Genomic DNA, 17,355 nt, shown 5'->3' with positions numbered 1-17,355 from the left:
AAATCCCCTTTCATTCCCTAAATAATTAACATTGCATCTCCAAAACTAAAAAATCTATATTCTGAAGCTACAGCTTGATTGTAAGCATTAATGATATAATCTCTAGAACTAAAAGCAGACACAAGCATAACGAGTGTTGATTTTGGTAAGTGGAAATTGGTAATTAATCCGTCAATTGCTTTAAAATTAAATCCAGGGAAGATAAAAATATCTGTCCATCCACTTTTAGCGACAAATCTATCACTTGATTGCATAATTGTTTCTAAAGTTCTTGTAGAAGTCGTACCAACAGAAATAATTCGATTACCATTGTCTCTTGTACTATTTAAAAGGTTTGCTGTAGCTTCATCCATTTGATAATATTCACTATGCATTTCATGATCATCGATATTATCTACACTAACTGGTCTAAATGTTCCTAGACCTACATGTAATGTAATAAAAGCTATATTTACACCTTGAGCTTTAATACGTTCTAACAATTCATCTGTGAAATGCAATCCTGCAGTGGGTGCTGCTGCCGATCCTGATGCTTTAGCATATACAGTTTGATAACGTTCTTGATCATCTAACCGTTCTTTAATATATGGTGGCAATGGCATTTCACCTAGCTCATCCAAACGCTCTTGAAGGATACCATCATAGTGCAATCGCATGATACGACCACCTTGGTCCAGTTCTTCAATGCATTCGGCTATGATTTTCCCTTCACCAAAGGTCAATTTGTTACCAACCTTAATTCTTTTAGCTGGTTTTAATAATACTTCCCAATCATTGCCTTCGATTTGAGTAAGCATTAACATTTCTACCTTAGCACCTGTTTCTTCTTTCATTCCAAATAAACGTGCTGGCATAACCCTTGTATCATTTAATACAAGTGTATCCCCTTCATTAAGGTAATCTGTGACATCTTTAAAATGTTTATGTTCAATATAACCAGATTGTCTGCCAAGAATTAGCAATCTACTTTCATCTCTGTTCTTCAGAGGTGTTTGTGCAATTAATGCTTCAGGCAAGTGATAATCAAATGCTTCAATATCCAAACTTATTCCTTCTTTCCATTCTTCTTGCTAAAATGTTCAAATGCATAAGGTGTCGCTTTTCTACCTCTTGGTGTACGTTCTATAAATCCTTTTTGAATTAAAAATGGCTCGTAAACATCTTCGATAGTTACACGTTCTTCACCAATCGAAACTGCAATCGTATCTAAGCCAACAGGGCCACCTTTATATTGTTCTAAAATACAATTCATCATTTTATGATCAATATAATCTAAACCTTCATCATCAACTTGAAGTAATTGTAATGAAGCTCTTGTTGTGGCAATACTTATTAATTCATCTTCGTTGACTTGTTGGAAATCACGCACGCGTTTCAACAACCTATTTGCTACTCTTGGTGTACCACGACTACGTTTAGCTAACTCAATTGCACTTTCGTCGTCAATGGAGGTACCTAAAACTTCTGCCGTACGTACGATGATTTCTTTTAATTCAAGCTCTTGGTAATACTCAAGTCTTAAATGTACACCAAATCTATCTCGTAATGGTGCAGTTAAGCTACCAGCTCTTGTTGTGGCACCAATTAGCGTGAAAGGCGGTAAGTCAATTCTAATACTCCGTGCTTCCTCACCTTTACCAATGACAATATCTAAAAAGAAATCCTCCATCGCCGGATACAATACTTCTTCAACAACGCTACTCAATCTATGAATTTCATCTATAAATAGCACATCTCCAGGTTGTAAACTTGAAAGAATTGCAGCCAAATCACCCGGCCGTTCTATAGAAGGGCCTGAAATGATTCTGATATTTACTTCCATTTCATTGGCTATAATATTTGATAATGTTGTTTTACCTAAACCAGGGGGACCAAATAATAAAACATGATCTAACGGTTCTTGTCGCATTTTGGCAGCTTTAATAAACACTTCTAAATTTGACTTAATCGTAGATTGTCCAATATATTGGCGTAGTTTCGTTGGTCTTAAAGATAACTCAAATGAAGATTCTTCATCATGCATAGATTGATCAACCATTCTATCATCCATTTTTTTACCCCCTTTTTAAATATAATTGTATATTTATGCTATAAGTAATTGTAAGCCTCGTTTAACCGCATCGTCTACTGAGTCAAATGTTTCTTTACTCAATGATTTTTCAACTTTTGTTAATTCTCGCTTAGAGTACCCTAAAGCTTCTAGAGCAAGCAAAGCTTCTTTAATAATCGGTGCATTAGCGTGGTCCTGAGTATCCGTATTTAAAATTTGGCTACTGTCTACATCATTAATTTGGACCTTGCCTTTAAGATCCAATACAATTTGTCTCGCTGTTTTTTTGCCTATGCCAGGAAATTTTGTTAAGTAAGCATCATTTTCATTTTCAATTGCTATTTTGACATCGTTTGGTGAACTACTTGCGAGTATAGCCAATGCTGATTTAGGTCCGATGCCAGTTACCTTAATTAGGCTTAAAAACATATCTTTTTCTTCTTGATTTATAAAACCATAAAGCAATTGTGCATCTTCTCGCACGATAAGTGATGTATGTACAACCACTTCATGGTCCATGTATTTCTGAAAACGATAAGAATTTGGCGTTTGTATTTCATAACCAACACCTGAAGCCTCAACAACTACGTGTGTAGGGTTTAATTCAGTTAATGTGCCTTTAATATATGCGTACATGAATACACTTCCTTATATAGTCATACTAATTAATTCCACTTTAGAAACATGATCAACGATTCTTAATGCTTCCATTACATCATCAATCTCTAAATCGGTACTTGTAGCATCCAATGAAAGTGTGATGGTTGCTCTACCTTCCATCGGTATACTTTGATGAATTGTCAAGATAGATAAATCTAAATTCGATAATGTATTCAGTACTTCTGCTAACATACCTACAATATCATTTACGTATAATATCAACGTAAACTCTCTTGTTGATTCGATTTTTTCATCAATTGGAAATATCGTATCTCTGTATTTATAGAATGCACTTCTTGATAAATCAAATTGCTTAACAGCTTCAAATATGGACAGTGATGGATCATTTTTTAAGACTTCTTTTATCTTTAAAGTTTTCACAACAGATTCAGGTAATACATCCTCACGAATTAAGTAAAACTTTTTGTAATCTTTTTTGTCCATATTATGCACTCCTATTCAACAAATTCAAATTCTCCACCTAAAATTCTCACGATATCACCATTTCTACAACCACGTGCTCTTAAAGCATCATCAATACCCATTGAGCGCATTTGACGTGCGAAACGACGTACTGCTGGATCACTATTGAAATCAGTCATCTTGAACATTCTTTCAATTGCCTTACCACTAACAACGTATGCAGCATCATCATCTCTAGTAATAGTGAATTTATCTTGACTAGGCGTATGTTTATAAACAACTCTATTCACACCTAAATCTTCTTCCTCATCTTTACTGAAGTCAATGTCTTTAACTGCTTCTAATTTATCAGCAATCGCATAAAGTAATTCATCTATGTGGTCATGCTTAAATGTAGAAAGCGGTATAATGTGTACTGAATCGTCGTTTATTTCTTCTTTGAATAAAGCTAAATTATCTTCTGCATTCGGCATATCCATCTTATTTGCTACCACTATTTGTGGTCTTTCTTCTAAACGATGTTCATATGCGCTTAATTCTTCGTTAATTACTTTATAATCTTCATAGGGATCTCGTCCTTCAGAACCACTCATATCTATCATATGTACGATTACTTTAGTACGTTCAACATGTTTTAAAAATTGATGCCCTAATCCAATACCTTCGGAAGCACCTTCAATCAGACCTGGTAAGTCAGCCATAACAAAGCTTCTTTGATCTTTAGTAGATACTACACCTAAATTTGGTTTAATTGTAGTAAAGTGGTATGCTCCAATTTTAGGTTTAGCTTTAGAAACGATAGATAACAATGTTGATTTACCGACACTCGGAAAACCTACAAGTCCAACATCCGCAAGTAATTTCAACTCTAAGGTTACTTCAATTTCCTCGCCAGGTTCTCCGTTTTCACTAAAATCAGGCGCAGGGTTTCTTGGTGACGCAAATCGAGAGTTTCCGCGTCCTCCACGTCCCCCCTTAGCTACAACGGCACGTTGGCCATTTTCAACTAAATCTGCTAATACTTCTTCAGAATCTGCACTTTTAATAATAGTGCCTGGTGGTACCTTCAAGACAAGGTGTTCAGCGTTTTTACCGTGCATATTGCTGCTTTGACCACCGTCACCTCTTTTAGCTTTGAAATGTGTTTGGTATCTAAAATCTAATAAAGTTCGTAAGCCTTCATCAACTTCAAATATAATAGACGCGCCATCTCCACCGTCACCACCGGCTGGCCCACCAAATGGTACATATTTTTCTCTGCGATAAGCTGTAATACCATTACCACCATCGCCTGCTTTAAGCGATATTTTAACTTGATCAACAAACATGATTTCACCTCTTTTTTTCAAATTTTTACTTTCTATATCTTTTTTATTATATCATTATCTCATTAACTAGAAAATAAAGACAAAAAATAAACACCAGAAGTGATCACTTCTGGTGTTAACGATGACAAAAATTACTCAGCTGCTGCGTATACAGAAACTTGTTTTTTGTCGCGACCTTTGCGTTCAAATTTAACAACGCCGTCGATTTTAGCGAATAATGTATCGTCGCCACCACGACCTACATTTTCACCAGGATAAATTTTAGTACCACGTTGGCGGAATAAAATAGAACCACCTGTAACGTATTGACCATCAGCACGTTTAGCTCCTAAACGTTTTGATTCTGAGTCACGACCGTTTTTTGTAGAACCAAGTCCTTTTTTAGATGAGAAAAATTGTAAGTTTAATTTTAACATATTCTTGCACCTCACTTATAATTTAGTCTAATATTTTCTTTATATTCCTCTTCAATTGTTTGCAATGATACGAGCATTGCTTGAAGAATTAATTGCGCTTGTTCATTTGTAGTGTCTACACTTCTAACGTGGAAATATCCACCGTCATCATTGTAATCAATGTCGGGCTTCTCACTTGTTAATCCCATTATAGCATTAACACTTCCGAAGAGAACTGCGGATGCACCTGCACAAACTATATCATGTCCATATTCGCCATGTTCTGCATGACCATCCATGATAACATCAGTTACTTGACCGGCATCGTTCAATGTAACATCAACAGTAATCATAATTACGCGTTGATTTTGTCGATTGTTAATTTAGTGTAAGGTTGACGATGACCTTTTTTACGTTTTGAGTCTTTACGACGTTTGTATGTGAATACAGTGATTTTTTTACCGCGACCTTGTTTTTGTACTGTAGCAGTAACTGAAGCACCTTCAACTGTTGGCGCACCAACTTTAACTGCATCTCCACCTACAAATAATACTTTGTCAAAAGTAAATGAATCACCTTCGTTAACATCTAATTTCTCAACGAAGATTTCTTGTCCTTCTTCAACTTTAACTTGTTTTCCACCTGTTTCAATAATAGCAAACATACTTTGCACCTCCTAATAATTTAAGTCACGCCAAACTCAGGTGACATACATGTACTTTAACCTGAATCCGAGCGGTTGTATGTAGCTAAAAACTACTCAACTACTGCATTTTAGCATTACGATTACTTACTGTCAATCTTCATTTGTACTTTTCTGAAGAATTTAGTAATAATTGGATATAGTATCACTAATAAAATGAAATTTAATATTAGTGTTGGTATTAGTCTGAAAACAATAAAGTCTATAAAATTAAATGCAATTAAACCTAATATACTATAAATGATTGCAACGTATATTTCTAAGAATATCGTACTTAACCAAACCGTAATAAATAGCATCGTGTTATCTCTATAAAACGTTTTAAAGAAAAAGTCCATGATGACAACAAATAAAATGAAGCCAAATAAATATAATCCGTAAAAACTACCGAAATAAAGGTCCGTTACTATTCCAAATACAGCAGCTAAAATCATAGCAACACCAAAGCTTCTGTAAACACAAATTAATAGTAAATACATAAGCGTCAAATGAGGTACAAAAACAATGTCCTTATCCCCTATTTGCATTGGAATGACTAACCCAATAACTGTGTCAATATAGAATAAAACTATACCGATTAGAAAGTAGTATAAAGCTCGCATTAATTATCCCCACTTCCATCGTCAGGTATCGTCTTAGGATCTCTTTTAGCTACATAAACATGGTTTAAGTCTGATAAATTAGCTGCCGTTTTAACTCGAACCTCTTTCGATAGCCCATACTCATCATTTTCAACTTTAGATACTTCTCCTATGTAAATACTGCTAGGTAGTTGATCCGCTAAACCACTCGTAACAACTTTATCTCCTTTTTTAATGCTATCTTTGTTATTAATATCAGTAATTACTAATTCTTCACTTTTCGAATCATAATGATCAATTAAACCAAAGACATTTTTACTATCGTGTTGGATATTTACTGATAATCGATTGGCACGTGTATTGGTTGAAATCAAATCAACCTGAGATGAAAATTGATTAACTTTAGAAATACGACCAACTAAGCCTTCTGATGTCATGACAGCCATATTATTTTGAATGCCATCTTTAGACCCTTGATTAATGATTAATGTATTCATCCACTGATCTGGATTCCTAGATAAAACCGTACTAGAGATGGGTTCAAACTTAGATATATCTTCAATATCCAATTCTTTTTTATACTTTTTATTTTCACTTTCTAATCTTTCATTTTCAGCTTCTAATTGCTTCAATTTTTTCGATTGCTCTTTTGAACCATCGTTTGAAAATAGATTATTAATTGATCCAGTCACAAATTGCACAGGATAACTTACCGCTTTTTGTCCAAACGCTACAGAATCCCCTACGTATTGTTCTACCGGTGATTGCGATTGCGAACGTAAAGACACGCCTATTAAGGCAATAAACACAATGATTGCACACAAAATAACAATCAATTTGTTGTTTTTAAAAAACTTTGACAACCTAAACACCTCTATTACACGACTATTTTATGTTCTTCTATCATTTTATATTACTCATAGTTTGAAATAAAGCACGAACCTCAATAATTTTCAAATCAGTTCTTTTTGTTTAGGTATTCTACAAATACAAACTTTAACAAACTACTTTTAATTAATATATAAAAGAACGATACATTGTATTATAACAATTTTCAACGTGAATAGTGTATTAAAATGATCCATATTAAATAAATAAAGTGCTAAGTCGTTACATTATAATAAAATAAGCCTGAAACGTTTTGGTTTCAGACTTAATTACCTATGAACTAAATATTAGGATTTATCTTCTTCTGAAGTTTCAGTGTTAGCGTTCTTTTCGGCTTCTTTTTCATCTTCTTTATATAATGTTTCTTCTTTTCTCCAACGTGCAAATAGATTTTGTGCTTTAGCTTGCTCATCTACTTTTTTATCATTAGATTTTTCTTCACTCATAATTAGACACCAACCTTTAACGTTTTTACTTATATAAGGCTAACGCATTTTAGCATAGAATTCAAACGCCTTACTCGTAGCTTGAAGGTGGTAATAGTTCTATATGTTCACCCAGTTGGTTTAAATCTTGCTCCATCTCTATTTCTGTTCTATATACTCTGATTGAATCTGAGCCAAATTTATAAATAATAAATTCATCTCCGCGCTGACCAGCTAAATAATCATCACTGTATCCCATCCTGTATATGCCAGATACAGACATGAATTCTTTTTTATCTATCCAATCAAAAACATTTTTAGTTTGGCTGAGTGGCACGTTATTCAATATATCATTATCTTTAACAGTATAACGTTGACCTCCAGCTAAATCTTTTTTCGTTTGCGTATGGTTTACAGATGGTTCATCGTTACTAACTGGATTCCATTGTTGGTCTTTTAAAAAAGGTGCATATTTAAGCGCAAAGAATACAATAATAACGATTGCTATAATTGCTACAATATTTTTAATGATGCTAAATATAAAACGCATGAACCATCCTCCTATTAAGTCATGTTAAATTATAAAATTTTACCCATAAAAAATCATCAGTCTGAAGTAGTATTTAAAAAGTTCCCCATAGACTGATGAATAGTCATTCAATTCATAGTACAATTAAAAGCAAAGGGAGTGAACATAGAATGAATATTTTATCTATAATCCTGCTTGCCCTCTTGGTTATACTATTATTTAGAGTAGGTTTATCTTTATTAAGAGTTTTAATATATATTGGAATCATTGTATTATGTATCTACTTAGGATATCAAGGAATTCTTTGGATCATGGATCATTTTAACTACTATTTCAACTTTATAAATTAAATTAATATTTGTGAAATTGGAAAACAGTGAATAGATTCATTTGAGTAAGATGCATGTGAATAATCTGAGCCTGAGGCATGAATAGATGCCTCAGGCTTTTTTAATGCATAGTGATAAACATCTCTACGTTATAAAACTGTTTTTAACTCAAAATTAGCGATGGTTTTGCATGCGCTTTAGTTTATAGATGAACCGTAACATTGTCATCCATTCTTGAATTGGAGCATGAAATGATTAATCGAAATTTTGATTTTAGCTTTCTACATCAAATTATTTTTATAATGCATTCATGGTTGAAATTTAATCATACTTAATTCAGTCATACATCAACTATTACTATATTTAAAAGAAACAACTTATTTTTTTACATTATTAGAAAGTATTTGATAAACATAATAACACGCGCTTAATAATAATGCCCATACGATTGATACAATGATTGCACTGATAACAGTATGCCATATCTCAATTTTCGCATGATTAAAGACAATAAATAAAATGGTTACTATTAAAACACTAATGATCGAGATGACAATTGTATTTATTGTCCGTTTCAAATTAATAGCTACTTTCTTTTTTGTCAGTTGCATTAAATATACAACTGGAATTAATAGCCCAATTAAAAATAAAATCCCCAAACATTCTCCCTCCTTAGTTAACTATTTCATTATACCTCATCTATTTTATAACAAAAAATTGAAATTAGACATTCTATTATATGTCAAAGTAACCTTCTTCAACCATACTTAAATATGTATGATCACCAATAATGACATGATCTAATAATTGTATGCCTAATATATCTCCACATTCTCGTAATCTATCTGTAGTTTTAATATCCTCTAGTGATGGTGTAGTATCGCCTGAAGGATGGTTATGAAGGACAATAATTGCATTACTTGCACATTTAACTGCTTCACTGTAGATTTCTCGAGGATGCACAATAGCACTATTCAATGTCCCCATAAAAATTGTTTTTTGCTTGATAATGATATTCTTAGAATTTAAAAATAACGCTATAAATTTTTCTTGAGTTAAATGTTCCATTTTCCCCATCATAAAGTCTGCTGCATCTTTAGGGTTATTGATTTGAATTTTATCATCAACACTTCCAGAATGCATTCGTTCACCTAATTCAAAAGCAGCTTTTAAAGTGAGTGCTTTGTATAGTCCAACGCCTTTGATTTTATTTAAATCATTAATTGATAGATGCTTTAATTCTTTTAAATTCACAATAGATTTAAGTAATTCATTCGCAATATCTAAACTAGAATATCCTTTTCTACCAGTATTAATTAAAATTGCTAGTAATTCAGCATGTGATAGATGAGAGGCACCATAATTTAACATACGCTCCCTGGGTTTTTGATGATTTGCGAGATCATTTATTTTCATAAGAACTTCACTCCGTAGCTTATACTTTGTTGGAATATGATTGTGAGATTAAATGCAAAAAAGATAAAAGGAATCAGTGGTACACACTGTTTGGTATTTCTAAAAAATATGAAATGAAATAACGCAAATACGCCACCGATAATAAAAGTAAATAAAAAAAGGTATCTAAATAAAGAAAACGGCAGTGCTAATGCTAATACAGAGAAGACAAGAATGTCTCCGTATCCAATTGATTTATTACAAAAGAAATATATTAAATGAAGTAAACTACTTACGAGTAAAAAAGAAATGAAGTGTATCGGTACTATAACACAAATACAAAATGTAAAAATAAACAGCATATGTAAGGGGATTGAAAAGGTAGCAATATCATAAAGTGCAAGCACAAGTAAGAATAAATAAATGAGTAAAAAAGTGGAATAATCTATGTTTAATAAAGTGTTATATTGTAGTACAAAAAATACTGGTAATAAAGCAAGACTTTCACCAACGAAATAACAACGATTGAGTTGTTTATTACAACATGTCGTTTTACCTCTTTGAAATAAAAAGCTAAATATCGGGATCATTTCATAAATTCGAAGTTGTCGATAACAATAATCGCAATGCGAACGTAATTTAAAGTAAGTCAAATCAAGCTTCTCTACAAAACTTAACTGATATAAATAACTAAATAAAATAGGGCAAATTAAAAACAATAGAAACACTTAAGCACCTCCTATCACCCATTATAACATGATTTATTTATTAAATAACAAAATTAACAAAAACAGATAATATTAATATAATCTTAAATTTAAATTTATTTTTTGTTCTGAAATGAAAGTTATAATTAGCAATAGTTTGTATATACTCACTAAAATAAAGAAACAGCAATCAAATATAAATTTGATTGCTGTTTCTTTATTAATTCTAACTGAGACATTTTTAATGCATCATTAATCTTTTTGTATTTCTTCAACTGTTTCTTCTACTTCAGAACGTGATATTTTTTCACGTCCATTTTGCATCGCTTTAAGCGATTTATGTGCAAGTGCCAATGGTAAGCGACAAAATAATAATATTGTCTTTTTATTAATGTCTTTCATATAAGCATCAGCTTTAGCTAAATTATCTTCAGCATATTCGAACAAGTCATCTCTGTCCCAATCATCTGGAACAAAACTTACGCCTCGTTCTTCATAATCTTCATGTTGATTTCTCAGAATATTTACAGCTTGTAAACCTCGACCATATCCTATAGCTAAATCTCGGTCTGTTTTAACGCCAGCGCAAAGATCCCAAAGTTGTGAAAGCATCACACCAACAAGTCCTGCAACATAATATGTATAGTCATCTAAATCCGCTTTAGTATGGATATCCCAATTGGCTTTCGCCCATTTTGCCATACCATACGCCATCTCACTTGAAGCCTCTAATACAACAGCTCTCGTATGTTCTGGACAAGCATCTATCCATTCGCCTAATCGTATTGTAACTTCAGGCATGTCATTTTTAACAGGCGCTAAAATTTGTAAATATTTATCCTCGTCGAATGTTTCCTTAAATAATTCACTTATTTGCATGAGCGTATTGTATTTCATATCGTTACTTAATGCTTCATGGTCTTCAATTTCATCTATTGCTCGTAATACGAGATACGCAGAAGCTACCGTATGCTTTAATTCTTTTTCTAAAAAAGTAATCGGTATATAAAAAGTTCGGCTTGTCTCTTTTAAAACTCGCATTGCATCTTTTGGGAATTTCTTGTCTGCCATTTTATTCTCATACCTCCCCTTCGTAAATACTATCATATAACACCAAATTTAAATAGGAAATATATGTTTCATTTTTAGACGAAATTCAATACGCTTAGCGCCCGTTTACTACGTTGAATTTCTATCATAAATACATATTTTCTTCATAATAATATATTACCTCACACGTATATCATTGAAACTAAAACAACAACAGGCTGAAACATCAATGATGTCTCAGCCTGTTAATCTTAAAGTTACGCTTCACTAAAGAACTTTAACATTAGTAAACCATATAGAATTTTAGTAGCACTTACGAATAAGTTTCAGTTTAGGTAGTATTAAACTCAAGCTCATATAACTAGACATATTGCTATACTTTAAAATATGCATCATTTATGTCCTAATTGCTCTCATTAAAATTCACTTTAGATTTTACTTCGCTAATAAAGTATAAACTGCCAGTAATGATTAAACCTTCACCCTCATAAGTTTCTATAAACTTAACATAATCATCAACAAGTGCTTTTTGATCGTATCTGACGTCTTCAAAAATCTCTTCTTTTGTTAAGGCTTTCGGGAAATCAAAATCAGTAATATAGAATGTCGATGCAATCGTTTTAAGTTGATCTACCATGGCATTGATGGGCTTTCCTTTAATTGCTGAAAACAAGATATCTATATTTTCTATGTTGTAATATTGCTTAATTGTGCTAATTAACGCTTCTACGCTTTCTACATTATGCGCTCCATCCATAATCATTAAAGGCTGATCTTTTACTTGTTCAATTCTACCAGTCCAACTTACGGATTCTATACCATCTATCATTTTATTGAAATCTAAATCAACGATACCATCTTCATTTAATTCAATTAATGCCGTAATCGCTAGAGCTGCATTTTCTTTTTGATGTTCACCGACCATATTCAGAAGTAGTGTTTCTAATTCATAATCTTTATAGCGATAAGTAAATTCTTCATCTTCTGAAATAATACTAATATCGCGATCTAATTCGATGCCTTCAGCCTCTTGTTGCTCAACATAATCTCTAATCACTTTAAGTGCTTCATCGTTTTTCACGGCATAAATAACAGGTGTATTAGGTTTAACGATAGCGCCTTTGTCTTTCGCGATATCTACATAAGTATCACCTAAAAGGTCTGTATGATCTAACCCAATACTTGTAAGGATTGATAATATTGGTTTAAATACATTAGTCGAATCATTTTTAATACCTAATCCTGCTTCGACTATAACAAAATCTACTGGATGAATTTCTCCAAAATATAAAAACATCATTGTTGTTATAATTTCAAATTCGGTAGCAGTGCCAAGTTCTGTTTCTATTTCTAATGCTTCACTGACGGGTTTGACGTGTTGAACGAGTGCAACAATCTCATCATCACTTATTGGATTCCCATTTAAACTAATGCGTTCATTGAAGGTCTCGATAAATGGCGAAGTGAATGTGCCCACTTCATATCCGTTATCAACAAGTGCTGATCTCAAATATGAAACGGTCGATCCTTTACCATTTGTACCACCTACATGAATACCATTTATATTAAATTGTGGATTATTCAAGCGCTCTAGCATCCATTCCATGCGTTTGACGCCTGGCTTTATACCAAACTTAGTTCGCTCGTGTATCCAATATAAGCTATCTAGGTAATTCATCTTAAGGACTCCTATGCTTTTAATTGATTAATTCGTAATTTAACACCATCATATTTCTCTTGATAGGTTTGCTTTTTCTCACGTTCTTCATTAATCACTTTTTCAGGTGCTTTATTGACGAAGTTTTCATTTGCTAATTTTTTATTTACTCGATCTAGCTCTTTTTCCCATTTTAAAAGTTCATTTTCTAAACGTGCAATCTCTTTATCCATATCAATCAAACCTTCTAATGGAAGTACAACTTCACCGGCTGTCGTTACAGATGTCATTGCTTTTTCAGGAATTTCAATTGTTGTATCAATCGTTAATTCACTTGGATGACAAAATCTATCTATATAATTTGAATTATTCAACAATGTTTCTTTAATATTTTCATCTTTTGCTTTAATGAAAATTGGAATCGCCTTAGATAAAGGTGTATCCACTTCTAAGCGTGACTGTCTCACAGATTTTATAATTTCAACGAGTTGCTGCATTGTTTCTTTACTGTCATCAAAAACAAGCGCTTCGTTTACTTTTGGCCAAGCAGCTTTAACAATTGTTTCACCTTCGTGAGGTAAATTTTGCCAAATTTGTTCAGTCACAAATGGCATGAATGGGTGTAGCATTCTCATCGTATTATCTAGTACATAAGTAAGTACAGAGCGCGTGATTTGTTTCTGTGCTTCGTCTTCACCATTCATTGGTATCTTACTCATTTCAATATACCAATCACAGAATTCATCCCATATGAAATTATATAACGTTCTGCCTACTTCACCAAACTCATATTTATCACTTAATTCCGTTACATTCTCAATTGTTTCGTTTAAGCGAGTTAAAATCCACTTGTCAGCAAGTGATAAATCACCTGATAAGTCAACTTGTTCTACCGTAAAGTCTTCACCAATATTCATAATACTGAATCTCGCAGCATTCCAAATTTTGTTAATAAAATTCCATATAGACTCCACTTTTTCAGTAGAATAACGTAAATCATGACCTGGTGACGATCCTGTGGCTAAGAAATAGCGTAAACTATCAGCGCCATATTCATCAATAACATCCATTGGGTCAACACCATTACCGAGCGATTTACTCATCTTACGGCCATCTTCCGCACGAACCAATCCATGTAATAATACATCATTGAACGGACGTTTTCCAGTAAATTCTAATCCTTGGAAAATCATTCTAGCTACCCAGAAAAAGATAATATCATAACCAGTCACTAAAGCATTTGTTGGGAAATAACGTTGGAAGTCATCTGCTTCGACATCAGGCCAGCCTAGTGTAGAAAACGGCCATAAAGCACTGGAGAACCAAGTATCCAAGACATCTTCATCTTGTACCCAGTTTTCAATATCTTCTGGTTCATGCTCACCTACAAATATTTCACCAGTTTCCTTATGGTACCATGCTGGAATTTGATGCCCCCACCAAAGTTGTCTAGATATTGTCCAATCTCGAATTTCTTCCATCCATCGATTAAATGTTTTTTCAAAGCGGGCTGGAACAAAATCGATTCTGTCGTCTGTTTTTTGGTTATTTAATGCTTGTTCAGCAAGTGGTTTCATCTTAACGAACCATTGTGTAGATAAATAAGGTTCTACGACTGCACCAGAACGTTCAGAATGACCAACTGAATGTTCATGCTCTTCAATTTTAATGACTAGGTTTTCTGCTTCTAAATCTTTTACTAATTGTTCACGACAATCAAAACGATCCATGCCTTGGTATTTATCAGCTTTGTCATTCATCTTACCTGATTCATCCATGACAATAATACGCTCTAAATCATGTCGATTACCTATTTCAAAATCATTTGGGTCATGCGCAGGTGTAACTTTCATCGCACCACTACCAAATTCAATATCTACATATTCATCAGCCAATATTGGTAATTCTCTACCTACAATAGGTAAAATAACTGTTTTACCTATTACGTCTTTATAACGTTCATCATTCGGGTTAACCACAATTGCAGTGTCACCTAACATCGTTTCTGGACGCGTCGTTGCAATTTCAATATAACCATTACCATCTGCATAAGGATATTTAAAATGGTAAAATTTGCCTTGCACATCTTCATGTATAACTTCAATATCAGATAAAGCCGTGCGCGCAATAGGATCCCAATTAATAATATATTCGCCACGATAAATCAAACCTTTATTGTACATATCAACGAATACTTTTTTAACTGCTTTACTTAAACCTTCATCCAATGTGAATCTTTCTCTACTATAATCTAGACCAAGACCAAGTTTAGCCCATTGTTGTCTGATAAAGTTTGCATATTCCTCTTTCCAGTCCCATGCTTGCTCCAAGAATTTTTCTCTTCCTAAATCATGTCGAGATAAACCTTGTTCATTTAATTTTGCTTCTACTTTAGCTTGTGTCGCAATGCCTGCATGATCCATGCCTGGCAGATATAAGGTATCGTAACCCTGCATGCGTTTCATACGTGTCAATATATCTTGTAATGTTGTATCCCAAGCATGACCAAGATGTAATTTACCAGTTACATTTGGAGGCGGAATAACGATTGTATATGTTTCTTTAGATTGATCATCTTTTGCTTTAAAATATCCACTGTTTACCCATTGGTCATAACGTCCAGACTCAACTTCCCTTGGATTATATTTTGGTTTCATTTCCATGTGTTAAAATCCTCCTTAAAAATAAAAAATATCCGCCCTATCAAAATAGGACGGATATTCCGTGGTACCACCTAAATTCAAGAAATTACAAACTAATTTCAAGCACTTAATTACATGATTAACGCTCAAGCACGCTTTAACCTATTAAACAGATATCTTCATATGATTAGTGTTCAGTTAAAGTTCAATGTGGGCTACCTTCAATAAGTTAAATTGTACATTTTCAGCATTCTTGTACTCTCTGTTAAATTCAAGCCTATTTACTCTTCCCAGTAGACAATATTTATTTACTTAATTATAGTATAATGGATGTTAAAATAAGTCAATAAAATGGAGTGAAATTTATGAACGACTGTGCATTTGGTACCAAAGATCCGATCTATTTAAAATATCATGACGAAGTATGGGGGCAACCACTATATGATAGTCTCAAATTGTTTAAACTCTTAGCACTAGAATCTCAACATGCTGGTCTTTCATGGTTAACAATATTAAAGAAAAAAGAATCCTATGAACAAGCATTTTATGATTTCGATCCTCATCAAATTGTAAAAATGACAGATAAGGATATTGATCAATTAATGACTTTCCCTAATATCGTACATAACAGAAAAAAATTAGAAGCAATTGTAAGTCAAGCAAAAGGTTACTTTGAAATTGAAAAAGACTACGGTAGTTTCAGTGATTATTTATGGTCAACTGTTGATTATGAACCCATTAATTGTGGTTACAAACAACCTAGTGACCGAATTACTGTAGATGAACGTGCAACAAAACTTTCAAAATCTTTAAAAAGTTATGGGTTCAAATTTTTAGGTCCAGTAACAGTTTTTTCATTTTTAGAGGCTGCTGGATTGTATAATGCGCATTTGCAGTCTTGTCCAAACAAGCCGATTTATAACCATAACTAAATAATTAGATGATTAAAATTTGTTAAACTAAATTACTTGTAAAAGTGACTCGTATATATTCATAACCTATATGCTTATTTTTAAATTAAAAAATATTTTTCAATGATTTCATTTGTTATAAGTAAAATGAAATCATTAAAAAGTACATCGCTGTTTCATAATGTAATTAATAGATTATTTATTTTGTTGGCTTTCTGAATGCCACCATAATGAATCTTTAGGGTTTTCAACAGCTATTTTAAATTCTTTTTCATTAGAAACAGTTGGATAAGAGCCTTTTAAAGACTGTTTTGAAGTGTCTTTAAATAAAAACACGACAACTATAAGGCCAATAATACTCACTATTAACCAATAAAAGCCTGGGGCAAGGTTGTTTCCAGTTTCATGTACCAACCTTGTCGCTACTAAAGGTGTCGTACCACCAAACACAGACACTGAAATGTTAAATGTCCAAGACAGTGTTCTATAACGAACATTTGAAAAGAATAGTGTCGGTAGTGTGCCTGGCATTGTGCCTTCGTAGACTGATAATACGATACCGATCATTAGTAGACCTATAAATAAGAATATTAAGTTACCCATATTTAAAAATTGGAATGAAATTAATGATAATCCCCTTAAAATGTCTGATTATTATTTTATGCATTTTGTTTTCATTAAA

At 32.9% G+C, this 17,355-nt stretch carries 20 protein-coding genes, 1 pseudogene and 2 other annotated features; of the genes and pseudogenes, 2 read left to right on the top strand and 19 right to left on the bottom strand.

Annotated features, from left to right (window positions below):
- Positions 1-17: 17 nt before the first annotated feature.
- The 12 genes from queA to SSP_RS05665 all read right to left on the bottom strand — a co-directional run bounded on the left by queA (position 18) and on the right by SSP_RS05665 (position 8,003).
- Complete coding sequence (gene queA, locus SSP_RS05715) at positions 18-1,043, bottom strand: tRNA preQ1(34) S-adenosylmethionine ribosyltransferase-isomerase QueA (protein ID WP_011302949.1); 1,026 nt, start codon at positions 1,041-1,043, stop codon at positions 18-20.
- A 2-nt stretch (positions 1,044-1,045) separates the two neighbouring features.
- Positions 1,046-2,050, bottom strand: coding sequence for a Holliday junction branch migration DNA helicase RuvB (ruvB, locus tag SSP_RS05710; RefSeq protein WP_002483095.1), 1,005 nt, complete (start codon positions 2,048-2,050; stop codon positions 1,046-1,048).
- A 33-nt stretch (positions 2,051-2,083) separates the two neighbouring features.
- Positions 2,084-2,686, bottom strand: a complete 603-nt coding sequence (ruvA, locus tag SSP_RS05705; protein ID WP_011302948.1) for a Holliday junction branch migration protein RuvA — start codon at positions 2,684-2,686, stop codon at positions 2,084-2,086.
- Positions 2,687-2,698: 12 nt separating this feature from the next.
- The gene (locus SSP_RS05700; protein WP_011302947.1) at positions 2,699-3,154 is read right to left on the bottom strand and encodes an ACT domain-containing protein; all 456 of its coding nucleotides are present in this window, start codon (positions 3,152-3,154) and stop codon (positions 2,699-2,701) included.
- Positions 3,155-3,165: 11 nt separating this feature from the next.
- A complete protein-coding gene (obgE, locus tag SSP_RS05695; protein ID WP_011302946.1) occupies positions 3,166-4,461 on the bottom strand; it encodes a GTPase ObgE in 1,296 nt (431 codons plus the stop codon).
- Positions 4,462-4,592: 131 nt separating this feature from the next.
- On the bottom strand, positions 4,593-4,877 hold the full coding sequence (rpmA, locus tag SSP_RS05690; protein WP_002483091.1) for a 50S ribosomal protein L27: 285 nt from the start codon (positions 4,875-4,877) through the stop codon (positions 4,593-4,595).
- Positions 4,878-4,888: 11 nt separating this feature from the next.
- The gene (locus SSP_RS05685) at positions 4,889-5,209 is read right to left on the bottom strand and encodes a ribosomal-processing cysteine protease Prp (protein ID WP_011302945.1); all 321 of its coding nucleotides are present in this window, start codon (positions 5,207-5,209) and stop codon (positions 4,889-4,891) included.
- Positions 5,210-5,211: 2 nt separating this feature from the next.
- Positions 5,212-5,520, bottom strand: coding sequence for a 50S ribosomal protein L21 (rplU, locus tag SSP_RS05680; RefSeq protein ID WP_011302944.1), 309 nt, complete (start codon positions 5,518-5,520; stop codon positions 5,212-5,214).
- A gap of 13 nt (positions 5,521-5,533) precedes the next feature.
- Positions 5,534-5,607 (bottom strand) — a sequence feature (ribosomal protein L21 leader region).
- Positions 5,608-5,642: 35 nt separating this feature from the next.
- Positions 5,643-6,161 carry a rod shape-determining protein MreD gene (mreD, locus tag SSP_RS05675; protein ID WP_011302943.1) on the bottom strand — a complete coding sequence of 173 codons (519 nt, stop codon included), beginning with the start codon at positions 6,159-6,161 and terminating at the stop codon, positions 5,643-5,645.
- Positions 6,161-7,003: a rod shape-determining protein MreC gene (gene mreC / locus SSP_RS05670; RefSeq protein ID WP_011302942.1), complete on the bottom strand. Its 843-nt coding sequence runs from the start codon at positions 7,001-7,003 to the stop codon at positions 6,161-6,163. Before mreC ends, mreD begins: the two co-directional genes overlap by 1 nt.
- A gap of 312 nt (positions 7,004-7,315) precedes the next feature.
- Positions 7,316-7,474 (bottom strand): hypothetical protein, encoded by a 159-nt coding sequence (locus tag SSP_RS13090; protein ID WP_002483086.1) that lies wholly within the window; start codon positions 7,472-7,474, stop codon positions 7,316-7,318.
- A gap of 70 nt (positions 7,475-7,544) precedes the next feature.
- Positions 7,545-8,003 (bottom strand): DUF4930 family protein, encoded by a 459-nt coding sequence (locus SSP_RS05665; RefSeq protein ID WP_011302941.1) that lies wholly within the window; start codon positions 8,001-8,003, stop codon positions 7,545-7,547.
- Positions 8,004-8,152: 149 nt separating this feature from the next.
- Here SSP_RS05665 and SSP_RS13085 point away from each other — a divergent pair, with 149 nt between their 5' ends.
- A complete protein-coding gene (locus tag SSP_RS13085; RefSeq protein WP_011302940.1) occupies positions 8,153-8,332 on the top strand; it encodes a hypothetical protein in 180 nt (59 codons plus the stop codon).
- 356 nt (positions 8,333-8,688) lie between these two features.
- On the opposite strand, the gene SSP_RS05660 is transcribed toward SSP_RS13085, so the two are convergent.
- The 6 genes from SSP_RS05660 to SSP_RS05635 form a co-directional block, all read right to left on the bottom strand.
- Positions 8,689-8,970, bottom strand: a complete 282-nt coding sequence (locus SSP_RS05660; RefSeq protein WP_011302939.1) for a hypothetical protein — start codon at positions 8,968-8,970, stop codon at positions 8,689-8,691.
- A gap of 76 nt (positions 8,971-9,046) precedes the next feature.
- Positions 9,047-9,727: a RadC family protein gene (gene radC / locus SSP_RS05655; protein WP_011302938.1), complete on the bottom strand. Its 681-nt coding sequence runs from the start codon at positions 9,725-9,727 to the stop codon at positions 9,047-9,049.
- Positions 9,724-10,434, bottom strand: a complete 711-nt coding sequence (locus SSP_RS05650; protein ID WP_011302937.1) for a prepilin peptidase — start codon at positions 10,432-10,434, stop codon at positions 9,724-9,726. The genes radC and SSP_RS05650 overlap by 4 nt, the downstream gene beginning before the upstream one ends.
- A 231-nt stretch (positions 10,435-10,665) precedes the next feature.
- Complete coding sequence (locus tag SSP_RS05645; RefSeq protein ID WP_041784797.1) at positions 10,666-11,484, bottom strand: squalene/phytoene synthase family protein; 819 nt, start codon at positions 11,482-11,484, stop codon at positions 10,666-10,668.
- 382 nt (positions 11,485-11,866) lie between these two features.
- Positions 11,867-13,141 carry a bifunctional folylpolyglutamate synthase/dihydrofolate synthase gene (locus SSP_RS05640; protein ID WP_011302935.1) on the bottom strand — a complete coding sequence of 425 codons (1,275 nt, stop codon included), beginning with the start codon at positions 13,139-13,141 and terminating at the stop codon, positions 11,867-11,869.
- 11 nt (positions 13,142-13,152) lie between these two features.
- Entirely contained in the window at positions 13,153-15,783 is a 2,631-nt protein-coding gene (locus SSP_RS05635) for a valine--tRNA ligase (protein WP_002483080.1), read from the bottom strand.
- A 43-nt stretch (positions 15,784-15,826) separates the two neighbouring features.
- Positions 15,827-16,069 (bottom strand) — a binding site (T-box leader).
- Between the two features lie 58 nt (positions 16,070-16,127).
- On the opposite strand from SSP_RS05635, the gene SSP_RS05630 reads away from it, so the two are divergent.
- On the top strand, positions 16,128-16,694 hold the full coding sequence (locus SSP_RS05630) for a DNA-3-methyladenine glycosylase I (protein ID WP_011302934.1): 567 nt from the start codon (positions 16,128-16,130) through the stop codon (positions 16,692-16,694).
- Between the two features lie 174 nt (positions 16,695-16,868).
- Here the strand turns inward: SSP_RS05630 and SSP_RS05625 are convergent.
- Positions 16,869-17,303 (bottom strand): annotated as a pseudogene (locus tag SSP_RS05625) (MFS transporter); the annotation flags it as partial.
- Positions 17,304-17,355 lie beyond the last annotated feature (52 nt).

This window comes from Staphylococcus saprophyticus subsp. saprophyticus ATCC 15305 = NCTC 7292 (assembly GCF_000010125.1).
In the GTDB taxonomy this organism is placed as follows: domain Bacteria; phylum Bacillota; class Bacilli; order Staphylococcales; family Staphylococcaceae; genus Staphylococcus; species Staphylococcus saprophyticus.
This window is presented reverse-complemented; position numbering and strand designations above follow the sequence as displayed.